At 60.8% G+C, this 20,080-nt stretch carries 20 protein-coding genes; 12 read left to right on the top strand and 8 right to left on the bottom strand.

Annotated features, from left to right (window positions below; all coding sequences use genetic code 11):
- Positions 1-182: 182 nt before the first annotated feature.
- The 3 genes from WGT02_RS03505 to WGT02_RS03495 all read left to right on the top strand — a co-directional run bounded on the left by WGT02_RS03505 (position 183) and on the right by WGT02_RS03495 (position 4,922).
- Positions 183-1,415, top strand: a complete 1,233-nt coding sequence (locus tag WGT02_RS03505) for a DNA recombination protein RmuC (RefSeq protein ID WP_208249095.1) — start codon at positions 183-185, stop codon at positions 1,413-1,415.
- Positions 1,416-1,462: 47 nt separating this feature from the next.
- Positions 1,463-2,362: a ribokinase gene (locus WGT02_RS03500; RefSeq protein WP_208249097.1), complete on the top strand. Its 900-nt coding sequence runs from the start codon at positions 1,463-1,465 to the stop codon at positions 2,360-2,362.
- Positions 2,363-2,582: 220 nt separating this feature from the next.
- Positions 2,583-4,922 (top strand): methyl-accepting chemotaxis protein, encoded by a 2,340-nt coding sequence (locus tag WGT02_RS03495; protein WP_208249100.1) that lies wholly within the window; start codon positions 2,583-2,585, stop codon positions 4,920-4,922.
- Between the two features lie 73 nt (positions 4,923-4,995).
- Here WGT02_RS03495 and ptsN read toward each other — a convergent pair whose 3' ends face one another.
- From ptsN to lptC, 6 genes are all read right to left on the bottom strand, one after another.
- On the bottom strand, positions 4,996-5,460 hold the full coding sequence (ptsN, locus tag WGT02_RS03490; protein WP_007529605.1) for a PTS IIA-like nitrogen regulatory protein PtsN: 465 nt from the start codon (positions 5,458-5,460) through the stop codon (positions 4,996-4,998).
- 63 nt (positions 5,461-5,523) lie between these two features.
- Positions 5,524-6,099, bottom strand: a complete 576-nt coding sequence (hpf, locus tag WGT02_RS03485) for a ribosome hibernation-promoting factor, HPF/YfiA family (RefSeq protein WP_024314543.1) — start codon at positions 6,097-6,099, stop codon at positions 5,524-5,526.
- A 253-nt stretch (positions 6,100-6,352) separates the two neighbouring features.
- The gene (gene rpoN, locus WGT02_RS03480) at positions 6,353-7,912 is read right to left on the bottom strand and encodes an RNA polymerase factor sigma-54 (protein WP_208250513.1); all 1,560 of its coding nucleotides are present in this window, start codon (positions 7,910-7,912) and stop codon (positions 6,353-6,355) included.
- Between the two features lie 180 nt (positions 7,913-8,092).
- Positions 8,093-8,878 carry an LPS export ABC transporter ATP-binding protein gene (gene lptB, locus WGT02_RS03475; protein ID WP_024314541.1) on the bottom strand — a complete coding sequence of 262 codons (786 nt, stop codon included), beginning with the start codon at positions 8,876-8,878 and terminating at the stop codon, positions 8,093-8,095.
- A 39-nt stretch (positions 8,879-8,917) separates the two neighbouring features.
- On the bottom strand, positions 8,918-9,526 hold the full coding sequence (locus WGT02_RS03470; RefSeq protein ID WP_024314540.1) for an LptA/OstA family protein: 609 nt from the start codon (positions 9,524-9,526) through the stop codon (positions 8,918-8,920).
- 13 nt (positions 9,527-9,539) lie between these two features.
- The gene (lptC, locus tag WGT02_RS03465; protein WP_208249102.1) at positions 9,540-10,205 is read right to left on the bottom strand and encodes an LPS export ABC transporter periplasmic protein LptC; all 666 of its coding nucleotides are present in this window, start codon (positions 10,203-10,205) and stop codon (positions 9,540-9,542) included.
- 212 nt (positions 10,206-10,417) lie between these two features.
- On the opposite strand from lptC, the gene sppA reads away from it, so the two are divergent.
- The 4 genes from sppA (at position 10,418) to WGT02_RS03445 (ending at position 13,248) form a co-directional block, all read left to right on the top strand.
- The gene (sppA, locus tag WGT02_RS03460) at positions 10,418-11,368 is read left to right on the top strand and encodes a signal peptide peptidase SppA (protein ID WP_208249103.1); all 951 of its coding nucleotides are present in this window, start codon (positions 10,418-10,420) and stop codon (positions 11,366-11,368) included.
- Positions 11,369-11,397: 29 nt separating this feature from the next.
- Positions 11,398-11,697: an integration host factor subunit beta gene (locus WGT02_RS03455; protein ID WP_003544934.1), complete on the top strand. Its 300-nt coding sequence runs from the start codon at positions 11,398-11,400 to the stop codon at positions 11,695-11,697.
- A 123-nt stretch (positions 11,698-11,820) separates the two neighbouring features.
- Positions 11,821-12,153 carry a DUF1049 domain-containing protein gene (locus WGT02_RS03450; RefSeq protein ID WP_024314537.1) on the top strand — a complete coding sequence of 111 codons (333 nt, stop codon included), beginning with the start codon at positions 11,821-11,823 and terminating at the stop codon, positions 12,151-12,153.
- Between the two features lie 189 nt (positions 12,154-12,342).
- On the top strand, positions 12,343-13,248 hold the full coding sequence (locus WGT02_RS03445; protein ID WP_208249105.1) for a S1C family serine protease: 906 nt from the start codon (positions 12,343-12,345) through the stop codon (positions 13,246-13,248).
- A gap of 22 nt (positions 13,249-13,270) precedes the next feature.
- On the opposite strand, the gene WGT02_RS03440 is transcribed toward WGT02_RS03445, so the two are convergent.
- Both WGT02_RS03440 and WGT02_RS03435 read right to left on the bottom strand, forming a co-directional pair.
- Entirely contained in the window at positions 13,271-13,744 is a 474-nt protein-coding gene (locus tag WGT02_RS03440) for a GNAT family N-acetyltransferase (protein WP_051166648.1), read from the bottom strand.
- Between the two features lie 9 nt (positions 13,745-13,753).
- A complete protein-coding gene (locus tag WGT02_RS03435; RefSeq protein WP_024314534.1) occupies positions 13,754-14,206 on the bottom strand; it encodes a carbon monoxide dehydrogenase subunit G in 453 nt (150 codons plus the stop codon).
- A gap of 117 nt (positions 14,207-14,323) precedes the next feature.
- Here WGT02_RS03435 and WGT02_RS03430 point away from each other — a divergent pair, with 117 nt between their 5' ends.
- From WGT02_RS03430 to WGT02_RS03410, 5 genes are all read left to right on the top strand, one after another.
- Positions 14,324-15,412: a class I SAM-dependent methyltransferase gene (locus WGT02_RS03430; RefSeq protein ID WP_024314533.1), complete on the top strand. Its 1,089-nt coding sequence runs from the start codon at positions 14,324-14,326 to the stop codon at positions 15,410-15,412.
- Entirely contained in the window at positions 15,409-16,269 is an 861-nt protein-coding gene (locus WGT02_RS03425; protein ID WP_208249107.1) for an RNA methyltransferase, read from the top strand. The genes WGT02_RS03430 and WGT02_RS03425 overlap by 4 nt, the downstream gene beginning before the upstream one ends.
- Positions 16,266-16,769, top strand: coding sequence for a signal peptidase II (lspA, locus tag WGT02_RS03420; RefSeq protein ID WP_024314531.1), 504 nt, complete (start codon positions 16,266-16,268; stop codon positions 16,767-16,769). Before WGT02_RS03425 ends, lspA begins: the two co-directional genes overlap by 4 nt.
- A gap of 55 nt (positions 16,770-16,824) precedes the next feature.
- The gene (locus tag WGT02_RS03415; protein WP_208249109.1) at positions 16,825-19,095 is read left to right on the top strand and encodes an ATP-binding protein; all 2,271 of its coding nucleotides are present in this window, start codon (positions 16,825-16,827) and stop codon (positions 19,093-19,095) included.
- A 109-nt stretch (positions 19,096-19,204) separates the two neighbouring features.
- Positions 19,205-20,077, top strand: a complete 873-nt coding sequence (locus tag WGT02_RS03410) for a GNAT family N-acetyltransferase (RefSeq protein WP_024314529.1) — start codon at positions 19,205-19,207, stop codon at positions 20,075-20,077.
- Positions 20,078-20,080 lie beyond the last annotated feature (3 nt).

Here is a 20,080-nt window from a genome sequence, read left to right as displayed (position 1 = left end):
CGATTGATGCTGAAAGGAAATTTGAGCAGAGCTTTTGCGCAATATGGTTGAGCAATGGTTAAATGCGCTTACGATTCGTCAGCCGTCGTTTGTTCTCTCCGGTCATCTCGCCTGCCGCCACGCCTGTGGGATGTTCACGTTTTGATCTAGATATCTCATTTGAGTTTGCTATTGTTGCAAGCATGAACACCAACGCTGAGTCGCTTCTCCTCGCCCTGTCGCAGATAAGCCCCGCCATGCTGGCGCTCGCCGGAGGCGCAATTGCCGCGCTGATCCTGCTTTTGATCGTCCTTGTCGCCCACAGCGGGCAGGTGCGAAGAGAGCAGGCAGAGGTGGCGAGCTTCCGCGCCGCCGAGGCGGATGCGCGCATGGCCGAGCTTTTGAAGATCCAGGCGGAAATGCACGGGCGCATGTCGACGATGGCCGAAGTGTTCGGCTCGAGGCAATCTGAGCTGAACCAGGCGATCAACCAGCGTCTGGACGGAATGTCGCAGCGCGTCAGCACGACGATCACCGAACAGACCAAGTCGACGCACGAGAACCTACAACGGCTGCAGGAGCGTCTCGCTGTCATCGATGCTGCCCAAAACAACATACAAACGCTGGCGAAGGACGTCGTCGGCCTGCAAGCGATCCTTTCCAATAAACAGACACGCGGCGCTTTCGGCCAATCGCGCATGGAGACGATTGTCGCCGATGGCCTGCCGATGGGCGCCTATGGATTCCAGCAAACGCTGTCCAACGGCTCGCGTCCCGACTGCACCATCCGGATGCCCAACGGCGCGCCGCCCCTGGTGATCGATGCGAAATTCCCGCTTGAAGCCTGGAACGCGATCCGAGACGCGGGCGGACCGGATGGAGCCAAGGTCGCCTCGCAGCAGTTCCGTCGCGACATGGAAACGCATATCCGCGATATCTCTGAGAAATACCTGATCCAGGGAGAGACGCAGGACACGGCCTTCATGTTCGTGCCGTCTGAATCGGTCTTCGCCGAGATCCACGAGAATTTCGAAGCAGTCGTGCAGAAGGCGCACCGATCGCGAATCGTCATCGTGTCACCTTCGCTGCTGATGCTCTCCATCCAGGTCATTCAGGCCGTCCTAAAGGATCAACGGATGCGGGCCCAGGCACACGTCATCCAGGGTGAAGTCGCAAACCTGATGGACGATCTCGGTCGCCTCGACGAGCGCGTCCGCAAGCTGCAGGGGCATTTCGCGATGGCGCAGAAGGACGTCGACATGATCGTCACGTCCGCCGACAAGCTGAACAAGCGTGGAGTGAAGATCGAGGCTCTGGAGTTCGAGGGCGGTGACAACAGCAACAGCAAGACCACGGCACGAGACAATGACGCCGCGCCGAAATCCGTCGACAGCCGCAGTGGGCTTCTCAAGCTCAGGGTGGTTGACGACGAGTAAGGCCTTCGGGCAGTGTCGCGCCCAAGAAAGCATTGGACGGGACACCCATGATCACAGTTTTCGGCTCTATCAATATGGACCTCATCGCCACCACTGCGCGCTTGCCTAAACCCGGCGAAACGGTCGCCGGCAATGGATTCTCGACGGCGGCGGGCGGCAAGGGCGCCAACCAGGCGCTTGCCGCGCGACGCGCCGGGCGCGCCGTTCACATGGCAGGGGCCGTCGGTCGGGACGGCTTTGCCGAGGCGGCGCTCGCATTGCTGAAGGAGGCCGGCACGGGGCTTGAAACCGTCAAGCAGGCCGACGAGCCGACCGGAACCGCACTGATCCTCGTCGGCGGCGACGGCGAGAACATGATTGCGGTGGTGCCCGGTGCGAACGGCACGGTGACACCAGCCGACGCCGACGCAGCGATATCAGCGATGAACAAAGGCGACATTCTGATGCTGCAGCTCGAGGTGCCGGTTCCGGCCGTGGAGCGCGCGTTGGCCGGCGCCCGGGCGAAGGGGGTCACGACGGTGCTCAACCTTGCGCCGCTGATCGACGACGCTGCACGCCTCGGCCGTCTTGCCGACATCGTGATTGCGAATGAAACAGAGTTCGAGCGCCTTGCCGGCCAGGAAACCATGGGGTCCGACGATCGCGAGGCCGCGCTGAAGCGTCTGAATGCCGAAACCGGGCAAACCCTGATCGTGACGCTCGGTGCAGACGGGGTCATCGCAATCCGCGATGGCGTCATCTCGCGCGCCAAGGGGCTGAAGATCGAGCCGGTCGATACGGTCGGCGCCGGCGACACCTTCTGTGGCTACTTCGCCGCAAGCCTCGACGAAGGGCTCGATTTCGAGGCATCGCTACGCCGAGCAGCGATCGCGGGTTCGCTCGCCTGCCTCAAGCAAGGTGCACAGCCATCGATACCGTCCAGCGCCGAAGTCGCAAACAAGCTATAAAGCAATTCTCACGGCGGCATGCTTGGGCCGCTTGGCGCGGATACCTTCGATTTTCTTTGGATTTCATTCAAATTTAAGAGATTTCCGGCGATGTTCCAGCCATCACCGGACCCCTCTCAGGGGCCGGCCTCTGTAACGGCTGCTCCATGAGGGGGCGACGCCTTCGTCCCCTGTGCCGATGAATGCCCCGTTCGGCACATCCTTGCTCCCCGAGGAATCCATGTTCATCTTTCGCATGAAGTCGCTTGCAGCCAAGCTTATCCTCATTACCGGCATTGCCATCGCCCTCGTCCTCCTCGTTTCGAACTTCTTCCTCATCGGTGAGACGCGCAACCGTGTCCAGACGCTCACCATGGATCAGGCCGATCTGGAGGCGAAGGCGATCGCCAACGAGGTCGCCTCCTCCGTTGGCGAATTGGCAGGGGCCGCACGCTCAATGGCCGGCACCATCGGCCGCGGTCAGGAAGGGAAGTATCTCGACCGCAAGGCCGTTTTAGACATGCTGAAGGCAAACGTCGAGCGCAACCAGTTCGCCTTCGGCAGTTGGTTTGCCGAAGAGCCGAACGCCTTCGACGGCCAGTCGCCTTCGATGGCCGGCAAGGTCGATTTCGGCGCCGCCAAGGATGGCACCTTCAACCCGTACTGGACGAAGAGCAAGGACGGCGGCTTCACCTTCTCGACCTTCGATTCCGACTACAAGGCTGCCTGGTACGCGCTCGCCGCGGAAAGCAAGAAGGGCGCGCTGTCGCCGCCTTATGCCGAGACGACGACCGGCGAGAATACGGCCATGACCTCGATTGCCTACCCGGTCATGTCGGGCGGCAAGCTGATCGGCGTCAGTGGCGTCGATATCTCCCTGAAGTCGCTCCGGGACAAGCTCTCGACACTTCATCCCTTCGGCTCTGGCCGCGTCACGCTGCTCTCACAGACCGGCAAATGGATCGTCGCGCCAATCGCCGAGCTTTCCATGAAGGACTATGACGGCGAAGGCGCGGATGCGGTGAAGAGCGCGCTCTCGACCCTGCAGCCATCGGTCGTCAAAAATCTGACCTTTGACGGCTACGAGCCGTTCGACCGCGTCGTCTATCCCTTCGCCCTGCCCGATGTGAACACGACCTGGGTCATCCTCGTCGACGTGCCGCACACGGCCATCAACGCGCCCGTTCAGGATCAGACCTTCATGATGGTCGCCGCCGGCATCCTCGTGCTCGCAGCCGTCATGCTCGCGCTCTATCTCGCCGTCCGCTCCCTCGTTCAGCGCCCGATCGGCAGTCTCGTTGCCAGCGTCAAGGCGCTCAGCGACGGCCGCTACGAACAGCCGGTCGCCGGTCAGGATCGCGCCGACGAGATCGGCTCCGTGGCCAAGGCCCTTGAAGGCTTCCGCTTTGCGCTCGCCGACACGCAGCGCCTTCAAGCCGAGGCAAACAGCCAGCGTGATGCAGCCGAAGCCGAGCGCGGTCGGTCGGAAACCGAGCGGCATCAGTCGATTACGTTGCAGCGTCACATCGTCTCGATCGTCGGCTCCGGCCTGTCGGAGCTGTCACAAGGCAATCTCGGCCACCGCATCACCGAGGACTTCCCGGGCGAATACGCCAAGCTGAAGCAGGATTTCAACGCGGCGCTGGAAAGCCTCGAAGAAACCATCAACACGATGAACCTCAGCGTCGTGAACATCGGCTCGGGCACGAGCGAAATCAGTGGCAGCGCCTCCGATCTCGCCAAGCGCACCGAGCAGCAGGCAGCAAGCCTGGAAGAGACCGCAGCGGCCCTCAACGAGCTCACCGCGCAGGTCAATTCCAGCGCGGAGAACGCCCGCACAGCTGCCGACAACGTCAACCTCGCCTGCGAGGATGCGGAAAAGTCGGGCGAAGTGGTGCGCAAGGCGATCGCTTCGATGCAGGGCATCGAGCAGTCGTCCACCGAAGTCTCGCGTATCATCGGCGTCATCGACGAGATCGCCTTCCAGACCAACCTGCTGGCGCTGAATGCCGGCGTCGAAGCAGCGCGTGCCGGTGAAGCCGGCAAGGGCTTCGCCGTTGTCGCACAGGAAGTCCGTGAGCTGGCACAGCGTTCCGCCAATGCCGCCAAAGAGATCAAGACGCTCATCAACACCTCGGCCGTGCAGGTCAAGGAAGGCGTGGATCTGGTCGGTCGCGCCGGCGATACGCTGCACAAGATCTCCGAGCAGGTCATGGGCATCAATGGCCTTATCCGCCAGATCTCGGCATCAGCCAGCGAACAGGCGATTGGCCTGAAGGAGATCAACCAGGCCATGAACCAGATGGACCAGGTTACCCAGCAGAACGCCGCCATGGTCGAGGAGACGACGGCCGCCAGCGTCACGCTCAACGATGAAGCCCAGACTCTGAAGCAACTCGTGACGCGCTTCCGCGTATCCGGCATGGGCCACGCTTCGGCGCTGCGCTCCACGGCTCAGCAGATGCGCGCGCCGAGCGCGGCACCAGCCTATCGCCCGGCAGCCGCACCACCACCACGCCGCGCGGTTCCTCAGGCGCACGGTTCGGCCGCGCTCGCCCAGGACAACTGGGAAGAGTTCTAAGCCGAGTCCGATGGCTTGAAACGAAAAAAGGCGCCTGAACAATCAGGCGCCTTTTTTCTGGAATATTGAATGCTCAAGCTGCGTTCGAGGTCTGCTCCTCGTTGAGGAAGGCATAAATCGCCGAAGCAGAGTCGGTCGCACGCAGCTTGGCGACGAGATCGTGGTCGCGCAGCACGCGGGCGATGCGCGACAGCGCCTTGAGGTGATCGGCGCCTGCGCCTTCCGGCGCGAGGAGCAGAAACACCAGATCGACGGGCTGATCGTCCAGCGCCTCAAAATCCACCGGCTGATCGAGACGTGCGAAGATGCCGACGATGGAGTGGACGCTTGCGAGTTTGCCGTGCGGTATGGCGATGCCGTTTCCGACGCCGGTCGAGCCCAGGCGCTCGCGCTGCAGGACAACATCGAAAATTTCCCGCTCCGAAAGTCCTGTGACTTTCGACGCCTTTGCAGCCAATTCCTGGAGGAGTTGTTTCTTGGAATTTACCCTGAGGGCGGGAATGATCGCATTTTGCTGCAGCAAATCTGCCAAAGCCATTTTATTTTCCTTCTGCGCCAAGAAAGGGAGAGCGGCAGCCTAACTGCCGCCCATCGCCTGATCTCAGCTTTTGATGCTGGCTGCATCAATCCAGCCAATGTTACCGTCATGGCGACGATAAACGATGTTTAGTTGTTCCTTGCCGGGGCTACGGAACAGCAGCAGCGGCTCGTCCGTCATGTCGAGCGCCATCACGGCGGTCGCTACCGACATTGTTTTCAGTTGCTTGGTACTTTCAGCGACAATCGCCGGCGCGAAGTCGTCTGGAATCTCGTCGTCCTGGTCCGACATCCCATCCATGACGGTGTACGCGACTTCAGCAGAACCATTCTGGTGATTTCCGGAGTGGTGATCCTTCAGCTTGCGCTTGTAGCGGCGAAGACGCTTCTCGATCCGTTCGGAAGCGGCATCGAAAGCCAACTGCGGATCCATCGCCTCTCCGGCGGCATGCAATACAACTCCGCTATCGAGATGGAGCTTGCAGTCGGCGGAAAACCGGGCGTTGGCCTTTTGCACGATCACCTGACCAGAATACCCTCCGTCGAAGTATTTCGTGACGGCTACACCGATTTGGTCCTCAATCCGCTGACGGAACGAGTCACCAATTTCCATATGTTTACCGGATACACGCACACTCATGGAGTTTCCCTTCTTATAGTGGTTTGCGAGTACCAGTTTACGCCAAGGCTCACCCTCATCCAAGCACTTCGCGCGATCCCAAGCAAGATCGGCCGAAGTTCCCGGCTTCAGGCGCCCTGAGGATGATGGGGATAACTTCCAACGCTGTCCACAGCGCCAATTGCGGCGCGCTTCTAGCCAGAAGTTACCAAAATGTCAACAGACACATTCATTAGAACTCGGAAATACACGCATTGGTCGCCGCACCCGACAATCAAAAGCCCGCGACCTTGGCCAAGGCCCGTTTCTCCCGCCTGCGCTGGACGGACGAAGCGATATTCATTGCCTCACGGTACTTCGCGACCGTACGGCGGGCAAGATCGACGCCGCCCTTCCTCAGGATATCCACTATATCGTCATCGGAAAGCACGGCATCCGGGCTTTCCTGCATGATAAGGGCGCGAATCTTATGGCGCACAGCCTCGGCCGAATGGCTGTCGCCGCCTTCGACAGCACTGATGGAGACGCTGAAGAAATATTTGAGCTCGAAGAGACCCCGCGGCGTCAGCATATACTTGTTCGACGTCACGCGGCTAACGGTGGATTCGTGCATCTTGATGGCGTCGGCCACCGTCTTAAGGTTGAGCGGTCGCAGGTGATCGACACCGTCCATCAGGAAGGCATCCTGCTGCCGAACGATCTCGCTTGCGACCTTCATGATCGTCTTGGCACGCTGATCGAGGCTCCGGGTCAGCCAGTTGGCGGTCTGCAGACATTCCGACAGAAAGGCGTAATCGTCACCACTCTTCGTGACTTTGGAAAAATACGCTTGATTGACCAGAACGCGCGGCAGCGTGTCGGGATTAAGCTCGACCAACCAGCCGCCGTCGGAGCCTGCGCGCACGACGACGTCGGGCATGATCGCCTCCGACATTCCGGCTTCGAAGCCCGCGCCCGGCTTCGGATTGAGCTGGCGGATCTCGCCCAACATATCGAGCAGATCTTCTTCGTCCACGCCACAAAGCCGCTTCAGCGTGGCGAAGTCGCGCCGCCCCAAAAGCTCGAGATTGCAGACCAGCGCCTGCATGGCGGGGTCAAAGCGGTCCTTCTGCCGAAGCTGGATCGCCAGGCATTCGGCCAGGTTGCGTGCGAAAACGCCGGGCGGATCGAGCGTCTGCAAGGCGGCGATCACGCGCTCGACATCGTCGACGCTCGCGCCCAGCCTATCGGCAGCTTCCGTCGCATCGCCCAGGAGATAGCCTGCCTCGTCCAGCTGATCGACGAGGTACTGGGCGATCAGGCGATCGGACATGTCGGGCAAGATAAAGGGCAATTGCTGGGCAAGGTGATCGCGTAGCGAGATCTGACCGGCAACGAAATCATCGAGATCGTAGCTTTCTGCCCCTTCGCCGTTGCCGGGCATCGACTTCCACTGGCTGATCAGCTCTGGAGCGTCGGCGCGCTGCGGGACGCCGTCATCGGGAAAGACGTTGGCATAGTTGGCATCGAGTTCGTCGCTGAGGCGGCTTGCACCGCCGGTGTTGCCACTCTCGTACCAGTCGCCCGACAAAACCTCGGTTCGGCTGTCGTAGCCGCCATCGCCGGGTTCTTCCACCTGCGGTGCGTAGGCCTCATCCTCCGCGCCTCCGCGCTCGGTGATTGCGTCCGCTTCATTTGACGGAAGTTCCAATAGTGGGTTCTTTTCGACTTCCTGGGCAATGAACTGCGTCAGCTCGAAATGCGTCATTTGCAGCAACTGAATGGACTGCATCAGTTGCGGTGTCATCACCAGCGACTGGTTCTGGCGCAGGAAAAGATTGGCCGACAGTGCCATAGCGGACGCTAAACTCCCGTTCGTCTCCTCCGGGAAACCGCGTCCTGTCACGGGCTCAGGCCACGGAAATCCAAGTTGGCCCAAAAATTGCTTTTTTATTCTATTTGGTCAAGCGGATTTTATTCTATTTGGTCAAGCGGAACTGTCACAGAAGGTGAATTTCCGCAGCGCCGGAGCGCGTCAAAGACTGAAATTGTCGCCCAGGTAGAGGCGGCGCACTTCCGGATTGTTGACGATGTCGTTGGCACGACCATGCGTCAGGACTTCGCCAGCATGGATGATATAAGCGCGGTCGATCAGCCCCAGCGTCTCGCGCACATTGTGGTCGGTGATCAGCACGCCGATGCCGCGCGCCGTCAGATGATGAACGAGATGCTGGATGTCAGCGACAGAGATCGGATCGACGCCCGCAAACGGCTCGTCGAGGAGCATGAAGGTAGGATCGGTCGCCAGTGCGCGGGCGATTTCGAGGCGGCGACGCTCACCACCGGAAAGCGACACGGCCGCGCTCTTGCGCAGCTTGCGAATGTGAAACTCGTCGAGCAGTTCATCGAGCTTCTTCTCGCGCGCAGCCCTGTTGTTGATATGCACTTCCAGAACCGCGCGAATGTTTTCTTCAACAGTCAGACCGCGGAAGATCGAGGCTTCCTGAGGCAGGTAGCCAACGCCCAGTCGCGAACGGCGATACATCGGCATCGTCGTAACGTCATTGCCGTCGATCTCGATCGTACCCTCGTCAACGGGCACAAGCCCGGTGATCATATAGAAGCAGGTCGTCTTGCCGGCGCCGTTCGGACCCAGCAGGCCAACGGCCTCGCCGCGTCGAACGACCAGCGACACGCCGTTCACGACACGCCGGGTGCTATAGGTCTTGGTCAGACCGCGCGCAATCAGCGTGCCCTGGTAACGGCTTTTGTCACCGGCCGGGGTCTCAGCAGCCGCTTGGGGGCCGGACCTGCCGGACATGGTCGATAGCGAGAATAACTTCACGTGGTAAGGCCGGGGTCAGTTCTGTTTCTGTGACTTCGGATCAAGCTGGATCTGGACGCGCCCCCCGCAGCTATCCAGCTGTGCCTGTCCCGTCTCCATGTGCACCGTCAGCTGGCAACCAGTAAAGACGTTCGGTCCATCGGTAAGGACAACCTTTTCGCCCTTGAGGATGAAAAGCTGCTTGGTCATGTCGAAAGAGCCGTTATCGGCGGTGGCTGTCTGCGTGCCCGAGTTCAGGAACACCTTGTCCGTCACGATGATGTGATCGATATCAGTGTTGCCCGATGAAATCGACGCTGAAGCGTCCTTGGCGCCGGCTGCCGGGGCCGCATTCGCGTCGCCGCCCTTCGGCTTGTAGTAGACCGTCATATGTCCGGCCTGCAGCGTCGTCTTGCCCTGCACCACTTTCACATTGCCCGTGAAATCGGCCGTGTGTTCCTGATCGTGGATCTCCAGCTTGTCGCTCTCGATCTGGATCGGCTCGTCCCTGTTCAGCTTCAGGCCGTCCATCTGGCTGGTCGTTGCCTGCGCCAATGCGCCTCCGGCCAACAGCAGCAGCGCCACCGCGCCGTTGAGGAATACTGCTCCCGCCTTGCGGGTAGAAATGCGACAATCGTTTGTCATGGTGACCCGGCTGTTAAGTGCCCTGTTTGTGAATGGTGGAGGGATCGACATTCATGCGTACATTCCCCTCGAATGTGATCGTCCGCCCCTTATCCGTCATCTTGATCGACTGCGCAACAATAGAAGCGGTATCTTTCTGAATACTTACGGGATCCTCGCTCGTGAGCTTCCCGCCTTTGATGTCGACCTTGGCGCTCTGGAAGTTGGCCGTCAGCCCGTTGCTCAAAAGGATGACAAAGGGGGATTTGACATCGAGATTGTCGGTCGCACGGTCGTAGTCTGCAGCCGTCGCTTCGACGCGGGCGATCAGATCATCCTTCATCGGCACTGCAGCCTTGATCTTCTCAAGCGTCATCAGGTTGGGATTCTTGATATCCTGAAGCGCCCGCTCGGCCAGCATCGAATAGTTGATCCCATCCGAATTGCGGCCCGAGATCGCGGGTTTCTCCATCACCACCTTGCCGTTCTCGATCTTGGCACCCTCGATCTTGATGTTCTCCGGCAGGTAGGTGCGAATTACGGAAATACCAATGAAGACCAGCGACACCGCAACGGCTGCGATCGGAAGTATCATCTTCAGGCGGCGTACACGTGCGGAATGGAAGCGCGCAGCGCCATAGGCGCTTCGCTGCGGCCTCACATAGTCAGCCCTTCCGCTGGAGTTCAATGTATTGAGCATAAACCTGGTCCGTGTCGGTGATCGGGCAGCGCATATAGGCATTGCCGCGCCCGATCACAGTTCGTTTCGCATTATTACACTGACTTGCCAATATGGATTTTTTTCTGCAACAAGCAACAAAGGCGCCGACGCGTGGTAAATCGATGTGTCCGAACGGCGCAGGAGCCCTAGATTTACGGGATCGCGCGGCTCGCCACCCCCTGGAGGAATGAATGGACAGTTCGATGATCGCGGATCGCCGCAGGCTTCGCCGCAAGGTCGGTTTCTGGCGCGTCGTCGCAGTATTGCTGCTTATGGTATTGGGTTTCGCTGCTTACCGGGTATTCCTTGGCGACATCGCAACCAGCCGGCCGCACGTCGCCCATGTGACCATTTCCGGGCTGATCACCGATGATGACGAGCTGCTGGAGCGGCTGAAAAAGATTGAAAAGAACGACGCGGTGAAGGCCGTCGTCGTCTCCATTTCCTCACCCGGCGGCACGACCTATGGCGGCGAAAGGGTCTTCAAGGCGATCCGCGCCATTGCCGCCAAGAAGCCTGTTGTATCCGACGTGCGCACGCTGGCTGCTTCCGCCGGCTACATGATCGCGACCGCCGGCGACATGATTATTGCCGGAGACAGCTCGATCACCGGCTCGATCGGGGTGATCTTCCAATATCCGCAGGTCAAGCCGCTGCTCGACAAGATCGGCGTTTCACTCGAGGAGATCAAATCCTCACCGTTGAAGGCCGAGCCCTCGCCATTCCATCCAGCGAGCGAAGAGGCCAAGGCCATGATCAACGATATGATTGTTGACAGCTATGGCTGGTTCGTCGATCTGGTCGCCGAACGCCGCAAGCTGCCGCGCGAGGAAGTGCAGAAGCTTGCCGATGGCACCATTTTCACGGGCCGCCAGGCACTCAAGATCAAGCTGATCGACCAGATCGGCGGGGATGACGATATCAGGGCCTATCTTGAGACACGCAAGGTCAGCAAGAGCTTGCCTGAGGTCGATTGGGACAAGAAGAGCAGCACGTCATTCCTGCTCGCAGACAGCGCGTCTCAGATCCTGACGCTGCTTGGCTACGACGATCTTGCCAAGGCTCGCGATCTCGGTGGAATCCTGCCGCAAAAGTTGCTCCTTGACGGGCTCCTTTCAGTTTGGCAGGTTGGCCATGACTGATAAGAAATCAATAATTTAAGGGGGCGAAAGTGATCAAGTCCGAACTGGTGCAGATAGTTGCAGCCCGCAACCCGCATCTTTACCATCGCGACGTCGAGAATATCGTCAACGCGGTGCTCGACGAGATCACCGACGCGCTTGCGGCGGGCAACCGCGTCGAGCTGCGCGGATTCGGTGCGTTCTCTGTAAAGAACCGCCCGTCCCGCTCAGGCCGCAACCCACGTACCGGCGATACCGTTTTCGTCGAGGAGAAGTGGGTTCCCTTCTTCAAGACCGGCAAGGAACTGCGCGAGCGCCTCAACCCGGGACAGGCCGACGAAGAGGATTGATCCTCGCCTGCGTGGCAGCCTGCGGCAAGCCCGCACTTGAACTTGGCTCTCGGCCCACTATCCTGCTGACCAGATCAAAGCGCCGCGTCGACGACGGCGCGCGATGAAATATGGAGGCCGAGCATGGCGAAGAAGATCACCAACCTTTTGATTTTTCTGCCACTTGGAATCATCTTGATCATCTTCTGCGTCGCCAACAGGCAGATCGTGACGCTCGCCTTCAATCCGTTCCGGCCGGATGACCAGGTCCTTTCCCTGTCGGCGCCGTTCTTCGTGTTCATTTTCATAACGCTGATCATCGGCATTTTGGTCGGCTCTGCTGCGACCTGGCTCACCCAGGGCAAATACCGCAAGCGCGCGCGAACCGAAGCGAAGGAAGCCGTTCACTGGCAGACCGAGGCGGACCGCCACAAGACCCGAGCCGAGGAAATTGCGGGGCAACTGCCGTCGAGGTGACGCGCTCGCCAGGGCCTAAAGGTTAGAGCGCGTCGACAAACCGGAGCGTGGCGCGCAGGCTGAAATAAGGCCGAGCAAGCACTTGCAGCCATAGACCCAGCTTCATAGCTATATAAAATAGAACCCACTGCACATCTGCTAGGCACAGTCGTTTCGCGACACACGCCCGCGCCTTGCGAGGATGAGACCATGAATATCGACGAAATCCTGCGGTCAGTCGTGGCCGTTCGCTCCTCAATTCCGGAAGATGCCTTTACAGCAGGCACGCTCGGTACCCGCCGGGAAGGCAGCGGCGTCGTCATCAAGCCATCCGGACTGGTCCTCACCATCGGCTACCTGATCACCGAGGCCGAGGAAGTTTGGCTGACCACGCTTGACGGGCGCGTCATCGCAGCCCATCCGCTCGCCTATGATCAGGAGACCGGGTTCGGCCTGCTTCAGGCGCTGGGGGATATCGGCCTGCCGGCATTGGAATTCGGTGATGGCGCCGGAGCCAGCCTCGGCGACCCTGTCGTGCTGGCGGATGGCATCGGCCAGTTCGTGGAAGCCAGGATCGTGGCAAAGCAGGAGTTCGCCGGCTATTGGGAATATCTGCTCGATGAGGCGATCTTTACCACACCCGCCCATCCGTCCTGGGGCGGCGCCGCACTCATTGATGCCCAAGGCAAGCTGCTCGGGATCGGTTCACTGCGCCTGCAGATGAGCCAGAACGACGAGATTGCCGATATCAACATGATCGTGCCGATCAACCTGCTTCCGCCAATTCTCGATGACCTCATGACACGCGGCCGCGTCAATAAGCCGCCGCGACCGTGGCTCGGAGCCTTTTCCGCAGAGAGCAACGGCGATGTGGTTGTGATGAGCGTGGCTGACGGAAGCCCGGCGGCTCAGGCCGGCTTGCGGCGAGGCGACATCATTTCCGAGATCCGCGATGGCGAAGTCGATGGACTTGCCGATTTCTACCGCAAGGTCTGGAGCAGCGGCCCGGCCGGCGCGGAAATCCCGATGCGGGTGCTGCGCGACGGCCGTGAGGCGTGGCTGCGCATCAGGTCCGCCGATCGCAACGCTTTTCTGAGGAAGCCGCAACTGCAATAGGCCTGCCAAGCGAAGAACGGTGCTAGACGGCCGGATAGAAACTCATCTCTTCATAGTCGCCCTCCGCTGACGTGCCCGATCCCGTGACGATGAACCCCTTGGAGCGATAAAAGGCGTTCGCGCGATCGTTCTTGACCAGGCATTTCAGCCGATACTTTTTATGTGGCCAATCCGGCAGCGCCGCAAGCAGGGCAGCGCCGATCCCCTGCCCTCGCCAGAATTTGCTGACATAAAGCATGTGAATGAAATCGTCCGGCGCCCACAGTGTCATGAAACCCGCGGCCTCGCCGTTCGGTGCCTCTGCGAGCCACAGATGTTCGCCCTGCGTGTGGGCTTTGAAGTCCTCGTGGCGGAAGCTGGCGGGATCAACCCACACGAACGTCTCGCGGCGGACAGCCAGATATATGTCGGCAAGCCGCTCCAAATCCGACTGACGTGGCGATCTGATCGTCCACTTTACGGATTGTGGCTTCGTCTGGACGGAGAAATCTGTCAATTCGGACCCTTATTCTGCGGCCTTGGCACTGACAGCAGCGTTGAAACTGGAAAAGAACTGCTGCGCCAGCTTCGTGGACGTCGAGTCGATCAATCGCGCACCGAGCTGCGCGATCTTGCCACCAACCTGGGCTTTTGCCGCATATTGCAGGACCGTTTCGCCGCCGTCGTCCTTCAGCACCACATCGGCGCCCCCCTTGGCGAAACCGGCAATACCGCCCTTGCCCTCGCCCGAGATCGTATAGCTTTCGGGCGCCTTGATGTTGGATAACAAGACCTCGCCGTTGAACGTTGCAGAAACCGGACCGATTTTGACCTTCACCACCGCTGCCAGCTCGGTCGGAGATTTCATCTCCAGGCTCTGACAGCCCGGAATGCACTGCTTCAATACCTCAGGGTCGTTGAGCGCTGCCCATACGACATCCCGAGGAGCGGTAATCCGTTCTTCGCCGGTCAAGTCCATCCGAAATCCTCCCATTTCGACCTGCCTCAATTTATCACAGCCGGAAAGCGCTTTGCCAAGGTGAAACGGAATGCTATTTGCACGAGCTCTATAAAATTGAAGCACGCGGAAGATCACGTGAGACAGAAAGAACGCCGGCCGGGCCTGAAATCCGCCGCCGGCCCCTCCGGCGGACGCCGCGCCGACGATCGAGGCACACGCCCGGCGAAGCCAGCGCCGGGCCTTGAGAAGGTGCGCGAACCGGCCTCCGTGCCTGGCGCCATCGACCGGCCCCTGATGGCGCGTACGGGCGAGCGTCCGGCCGAACGCGTGCCCGTCATCCTCGAATCCCTTGGCGCAGGCGACTTCCATCTGATCGACAGCGGCAACGGCGAAAAGCTGGAGCAATACGGGCCCTACCGGATCGTGCGCCCGGAAGGCCAGGCGCTGTGGCAGCCATCGTTGCCAAAGCAGGTCTGGGAAAAGGTCGATGCCGTCTTCACCGGCGATACCGACGAGGAAGGCACAGGGCGCTGGCGCTTTCCCAAGGAAGCGCTCGGCGAGACCTGGCCGCTCAATCTGCTCGGTGTGGATTTCTACGGCCGCTTCACGTCTTTCCGCCACGTCGGCGTCTTTCCCGAGCAGATCGTCCACTGGACCTGGATGAAGCAGCAGGTCGAGGCCGCCGGGCGGCCGCTGAAGGTGCTGAACCTCTTCGGCTACACCGGTGTCGCCTCCCTGGTTGCGGCCGCCGCCGGCGCGGAGGTCACGCATGTGGACGCTTCCAAGAAGGCAATCGGTTGGGCGCGCGAAAACCAGGCGCTGAGCCGGCTGGAGAAGGCGCCGATCCGCTGGATCTGCGAGGACGCGATGAAGTTCATCCTGCGCGAGGAACGCCGTGGCAACAGCTACGACATCATCCTCACCGACCCGCCGAAATTCGGCCGCGGACCGAATGGCGAGGTTTGGCATCTCTTCGAGCATCTGCCGCTGATGCTCGATATCTGCCGCGAGATCCTGTCTCCGAAGGCGGTTGGGCTGGTGCTCACGGCCTATTCGATCCGGGCCAGCTTCTATTCGATCCATGAACTGATGCGCGAGACGATGCGCGGCGCCGGCGGGGCCGTCGAATCCGGCGAGCTCGTCATTCGCGAGGCCGGACTGGACGGCAAAGCGCCGGGACGCGCACTCTCCACCTCCCTCTTCTCCCGCTGGGTGCCGAAATGAGCCATGAACACCGGGGCCACGGCCCGCACAAGGTCGGGCACGTGAAAGAGGTCACTTCGCTCGCCAATCCGATCATCAAAGACATTAAGGCGCTGACGAACAAGAAGTCGCGCGAAGAGAGCGGCACCTTCTTGGCCGAGGGGCTGAAGCTGGTGATCGATGCGATCGAGCTCGGCTGGACGATCCGCACGCTGGTTTACGCCAAGGCCGCCAAGGGCAAACCGCTGGTCGAGCAGATGGCGGCAAGGACCGTCGCCTCCGGCGGGCTGGTGCTGGAGGTCAGCGAGAAGGTGATCTCCTCGATCACCCGCCGCGACAATCCGCAGATGGTAGTCGGCATCTTCGAAAGCCGCTGGAAGCCGCTCCGCGAGATCCACCCGAAGCAGGGCGAGACCTGGATCGCCCTCGACCGCGTGCGCGACCCCGGCAATCTCGGCACGATCATCCGCACAGCCGATGCTGCCGGTGCCTCCGGCGTGATCCTTGTCGGCGAGACGACCGATCCCTTTTCGCTGGAAACGGTGCGCGCCACCATGGGCTCGGTGTTTGCCGTTCCCGTCGCCCGCGCGACACCGGAAGAATTCATTTCGTGGAAGAAGCATGCCGGCGTCTCCGTCGTCGCTACGCACCTGACAGGCTCGGTCGACTACCGGACGATCGACTACAAGAAGAGGCCCGTCGTGATCCTGATGGGCAACGAGCAGTCCGGCCTGCCAGAGCATCTTGCCAAGGAAGCCGACGCGCTTGCCCGCATTCCGCAGCAGGGCCGCGCCGACTCGCTCAATCTTGCCGTCGCGAGCGCCGTCATGCTGTTCGAGGCGCGGCGCCATCTCCTCTCACTCGACGAGGCCAAATGACCGAACAGACGCTAGAACGCCCGACACTGTTTGCCCGCCCGTTGCCGATCCTGGTCTTCATCATCATCGCCGTCGTGCTCGACCAGATCGTCAAGATCGTCGTCGACCATACGCTGCCGCTGCAGGAGCCGGTGCATCTCATCCCGATGTTGGCCCTCTACCGGACCTACAATCTCGGTGTCGCCTTCTCTATGCTGTCGGGCATGGATGGCTGGTTTATCGTCGGCATGCGCCTGATCATCGTCGCTTTCGTCATCTGGCTCTGGCATCGCACCGGCAAGCAACGCACCTTCGCCCATCTCGGCTATGCGCTGATTATCGCCGGCGCGCTTGGCAACCTGATCGATCGTTTCCTCTACGGTCACGTGATCGACTACATCCTGTTTCATACCGAAACATGGTCGTTCGCCGTCTTCAACCTGGCCGACAGTTTTATCACCATCGGCGCGGGATGCGTGATTCTGGATGAGCTGATACAACCTAAAAACGCAGACCGTTAAAATCTTACCGGTTTGCTGAAGGCATTTGGAACCGCCGTTATGTTATCCGGCGGCCATGCAAGGTCTCGGTCAATTGCACGAAAAACTTGCCGCCGCGTTCGGGCGGCCTACCGCTCATCGCGAAGGTGAGCGGGGTTCGGATGCTGCTGCTCATCAAACCGAGTTCGTTTCTCCGCAAGTCCAACGCAACCGCGTGGGCCGCAAGCTTCTGTCATGGTGGTTGGGCGGCCTTGGACTTGTTGCCGGCTCTGTCCTTGTCGCCGCAACGCAGGCGGGGGGCCCGTTGCTGCTTTCGATCGGCCTCGGCGTCGCCGCACTTGCCTTTATCGTCCTTCTCGCAATCCTTTCGACCGCCAGGCAGAGAAGTTCGAGGACGTACCCCACCGGCGTCTCCTCTGCATGGAGCCAGGGTGCGGCTCTCTTTGCCGATATCCATGACGCGCTTGGCGACATTACCGTCACGCGCCACATGGACCGGCGCATCATCGGCGCGAATGAGGCGTTTCGTCGGCTGACGGGCCGGCTCAATCCCGAGGGGCTAACCTGTGAGGAAATCGGCATCGCCTTTCGTCCCGGCACGGCGCCGCATCGCTTCGAGGTGGAGATTTCGACACCCGAGGGCCAGCGCATCTACTTCTGGCGTGACGTCGTTACCCGCGACCCGGCCGACGGACGGCTGCTGCTCCAGAGTATCGCTCGCGACGTCACCGAAGAACGGCTGACGGCACAAGCCCGCGAGGAGGCCCGGCAGAAAGCCGAATACAACAGCGCCGCCAAATCGCGCCTGCTTGCCACCGTCAGCCATGAGATCCGCACGCCGCTATCCGGCATCCTCGGCATGACGCATCTGCTGACCGAAACCCGACTGACGCAGGAACAGCAGAACTATCTCACAGGCATCCGCCAATCCGGCTATGCCTTGACACAGCTGGTCGAAGACCTCCTTGACTTCTCGACCATCGAGGTTGGTCGTTTCCAGCTGCGTCCGCGGGCGGAATCGCTTCGCAAGCTGCTTGAGAGCGTCGTCGAAATGCTCGCCCACCGCGCCCATGAAAAAGGTATCGAGATCGGGGCGACGGTTTCTTCCGAGTTGCCGGAACTCATGAGCTTCGATCCGGCACGCCTGCGTCAGGTCCTCTTCAACGTCATCGGCAACGCCGTGAAATTCACGCAGGCGGGCGGTGTTTTCGTGCGGGCATCGCTGCAGGGCAACGACGTCCTGATCAGCGTCACCGACACCGGGCCCGGCATGACCGAGGAAGAACAGAACCGCATCTTCGGCGAGTTCGAGCAGGGTGGAACGCCGATCGAGAAGAGCGCCGGGACGGGTCTTGGCCTCTCGATTTCCGCCCGCATCATGCGCGAGTTCGGCGGCTCGCTTACGGTGGCCAGCGAGAAAGGAACCGGCAGCGAATTCAGCATCAGGTTTCCGATCGACATTCCGGAGGAAAGCCGCGGTCGCCACAACGCCGTGCTTGCCGGCAGCGTCGTGCTGCTGCTGGCGCCTGCCGGTGCGGCGCGCATGGCGATATCAGAGACGATCGCAACGCTCGGCGGCGATTGCCACCTGGTCACAGATGGCACGAGCGCGCGTGACATGTTGCTCGCCATGGCGTCGCGCGGCCGCCGGCCGACTGACATCATCGTCGACCACCGCATGTCGGCAGAGTTCGCCGACCACCTCGCCGACCGTGCCGAGATCGCGGCACTCGGTCTACGCAAGATCTTCCTGGTCAACCCCGAAGAGCGCAACGCCCATCCCCTCGACCTGTTCGACGCCTGGCTGATACGGCCGCTGCGCGAACAGTCGCTGATCGACGTGCTGCGTGGGCGGATGCGCGGGATGGAAAAGCGCGATGCGTTGAACGACAACCAGCCCGGGTTCAGCGTCTCCATCCCCGAAGCCGGGCTCCAGGGCGGGCTGCGCATTCTGCTCGCGGAAGATGACCCGATCAACGCTATGCTCATTCGGGCAATGCTCGAAAAGGCCGGCCATACCGTCGAGCACGTCGAACATTTCGAGACGCTTCTCGACCGTGCGCTATCAGAGGGAAGCGTACGCCCCGATATCGTGATCAGCGATCTTTCCATGCCGGGCGGCGACGGTATCGATATGCTTGGCCGGCTACGCGGCCATGAGCGCCGACTCGATGTTCCGCCCGTCCCGATCATTGTACTGACCGCCGACAAGCGCGACGAATCCCGTAGACAAGTCTTGCTGAATGGTGCAAACCGCGTCATGGTAAAGCCGGTTGACCCGATAAGGTTGCTGACGGAAGTCCAAGCTGTTGCTGCGCTTTCGGCCCGCCGCGCGGAAGCGCGGTAGCCATCAAACAACCGGCACGTTTCTTGCGTGCGGCGGCTGTATGATGTCACTTTCCTGTCGCATATAAGTGTTTTATGGCGTGTCAAAAGCCGGCAACGGGAGAATCGCCATGTCAGTAGACGCTTTCAATAGTGCCGTCGCCGAGGTCCATCGGCCGTCGAGCCCGCTTGCGCCGAAGGAAGGTGATATTCTCGGCCGCATCGGCAGTCTTGAGACCCGCCTAGCCCGCACCGCCAGCGAGATCGATGCCGCCCAGGCCGTCCGCTTCCGAGTCTTCGTCGAAGAAATGGGTGCACAGCTTTCGCCGGAAGCCATGCGCCGCAAGCGCGATTTCGATTCCTACGACGCATTCTGCGATCATCTGCTCGTGCTCGATCGCTCGATCGAGGGCGACGGCGAGGACCAGATCGTTGGCACCTATCGCCTGCTACGACAGGAAGTCGCGATGGCGAACGGCGGCTTTTACTCGGCTTCGGAATTCGCGATCGACGAGCTGCTTGCCCGCCACCCGGATAAGCGGTTCATGGAACTCGGCCGCTCCTGCGTGCTGCCCGACTACCGCACCAAGCGCACCGTCGAGCTCCTGTGGCAGGGGAACTGGGCCTATGCGCTGAAGCATGGCATGAGTGCCATGTTCGGCTGCGCCTCCTTCCCGGGCATTCACCCGGAAAGCCATGCTCTGGCGCTGTCCTTCCTACATCACAACGTTGCCGCCAAGGATGAGTGGGCCGTTGGCGCGCTTCCACACCTTGCCCGTGACATGGATCTGATGCCGGCAGAAGCGGTCAACCCGAAGCGGGCGCTGATGGCGCTACCGCCGCTGATCAAGGGTTATCTCCGCCTCGGCGCGATGGTCGGTTCGACTGCCGTGGTCGACGAGGCCTTCAATACGACGGACGTTCTGATCGTCCTGCCGATCGCCAGCATTTCCGATCGCTACCTGAACTATTACGGCGCCGATGCCGGGCGGTTCGCGAGCTGATTT

The organism is Rhizobium sp. T1470, assembly GCF_042140505.1.
In the GTDB taxonomy this organism is placed as follows: Bacteria; Pseudomonadota; Alphaproteobacteria; order Rhizobiales; family Rhizobiaceae; genus Rhizobium; species Rhizobium favelukesii.
The sequence above is the reverse complement of the archived record's forward strand: the minus strand, read 5'-3'. Positions and strand labels throughout refer to the sequence as shown.

Bases quoted from the DNA above. Each gene is read 5' to 3' on its own strand.
- WGT02_RS03505 (WP_208249095.1), top strand. From the start codon at position 183: ATGAACACCAACGCTGAGTCGCTTCTCCTCGCCCTGTCGCAGATAAGC.
- WGT02_RS03500 (WP_208249097.1), top strand. From the start codon at position 1,463: ATGATCACAGTTTTCGGCTCTATCAATATGGACCTCATCGCCACCACT.
- WGT02_RS03495 (WP_208249100.1), top strand. From the start codon at position 2,583: ATGTTCATCTTTCGCATGAAGTCGCTTGCAGCCAAGCTTATCCTCATT.
- ptsN (WP_007529605.1), bottom strand. From the start codon at position 5,460: ATGGCTTTGGCAGATTTGCTGCAGCAAAATGCGATCATTCCCGCCCTC.
- hpf (WP_024314543.1), bottom strand. From the start codon at position 6,099: ATGAGTGTGCGTGTATCCGGTAAACATATGGAAATTGGTGACTCGTTC.
- rpoN (WP_208250513.1), bottom strand. From the start codon at position 7,912: ATGGCACTGTCGGCCAATCTTTTCCTGCGCCAGAACCAGTCGCTGGTG.
- lptB (WP_024314541.1), bottom strand. From the start codon at position 8,878: ATGTCCGGCAGGTCCGGCCCCCAAGCGGCTGCTGAGACCCCGGCCGGT.
- WGT02_RS03470 (WP_024314540.1), bottom strand. From the start codon at position 9,526: ATGACAAACGATTGTCGCATTTCTACCCGCAAGGCGGGAGCAGTATTC.
- lptC (WP_208249102.1), bottom strand. From the start codon at position 10,205: ATGCTCAATACATTGAACTCCAGCGGAAGGGCTGACTATGTGAGGCCG.
- sppA (WP_208249103.1), top strand. From the start codon at position 10,418: ATGGACAGTTCGATGATCGCGGATCGCCGCAGGCTTCGCCGCAAGGTC.
- WGT02_RS03450 (WP_024314537.1), top strand. From the start codon at position 11,821: ATGGCGAAGAAGATCACCAACCTTTTGATTTTTCTGCCACTTGGAATC.
- WGT02_RS03445 (WP_208249105.1), top strand. From the start codon at position 12,343: ATGAATATCGACGAAATCCTGCGGTCAGTCGTGGCCGTTCGCTCCTCA.
- WGT02_RS03435 (WP_024314534.1), bottom strand. From the start codon at position 14,206: ATGGACTTGACCGGCGAAGAACGGATTACCGCTCCTCGGGATGTCGTA.
- WGT02_RS03425 (WP_208249107.1), top strand. From the start codon at position 15,409: ATGAGCCATGAACACCGGGGCCACGGCCCGCACAAGGTCGGGCACGTG.
- lspA (WP_024314531.1), top strand. From the start codon at position 16,266: ATGACCGAACAGACGCTAGAACGCCCGACACTGTTTGCCCGCCCGTTG.
- WGT02_RS03415 (WP_208249109.1), top strand. From the start codon at position 16,825: ATGCAAGGTCTCGGTCAATTGCACGAAAAACTTGCCGCCGCGTTCGGG.
- WGT02_RS03410 (WP_024314529.1), top strand. From the start codon at position 19,205: ATGTCAGTAGACGCTTTCAATAGTGCCGTCGCCGAGGTCCATCGGCCG.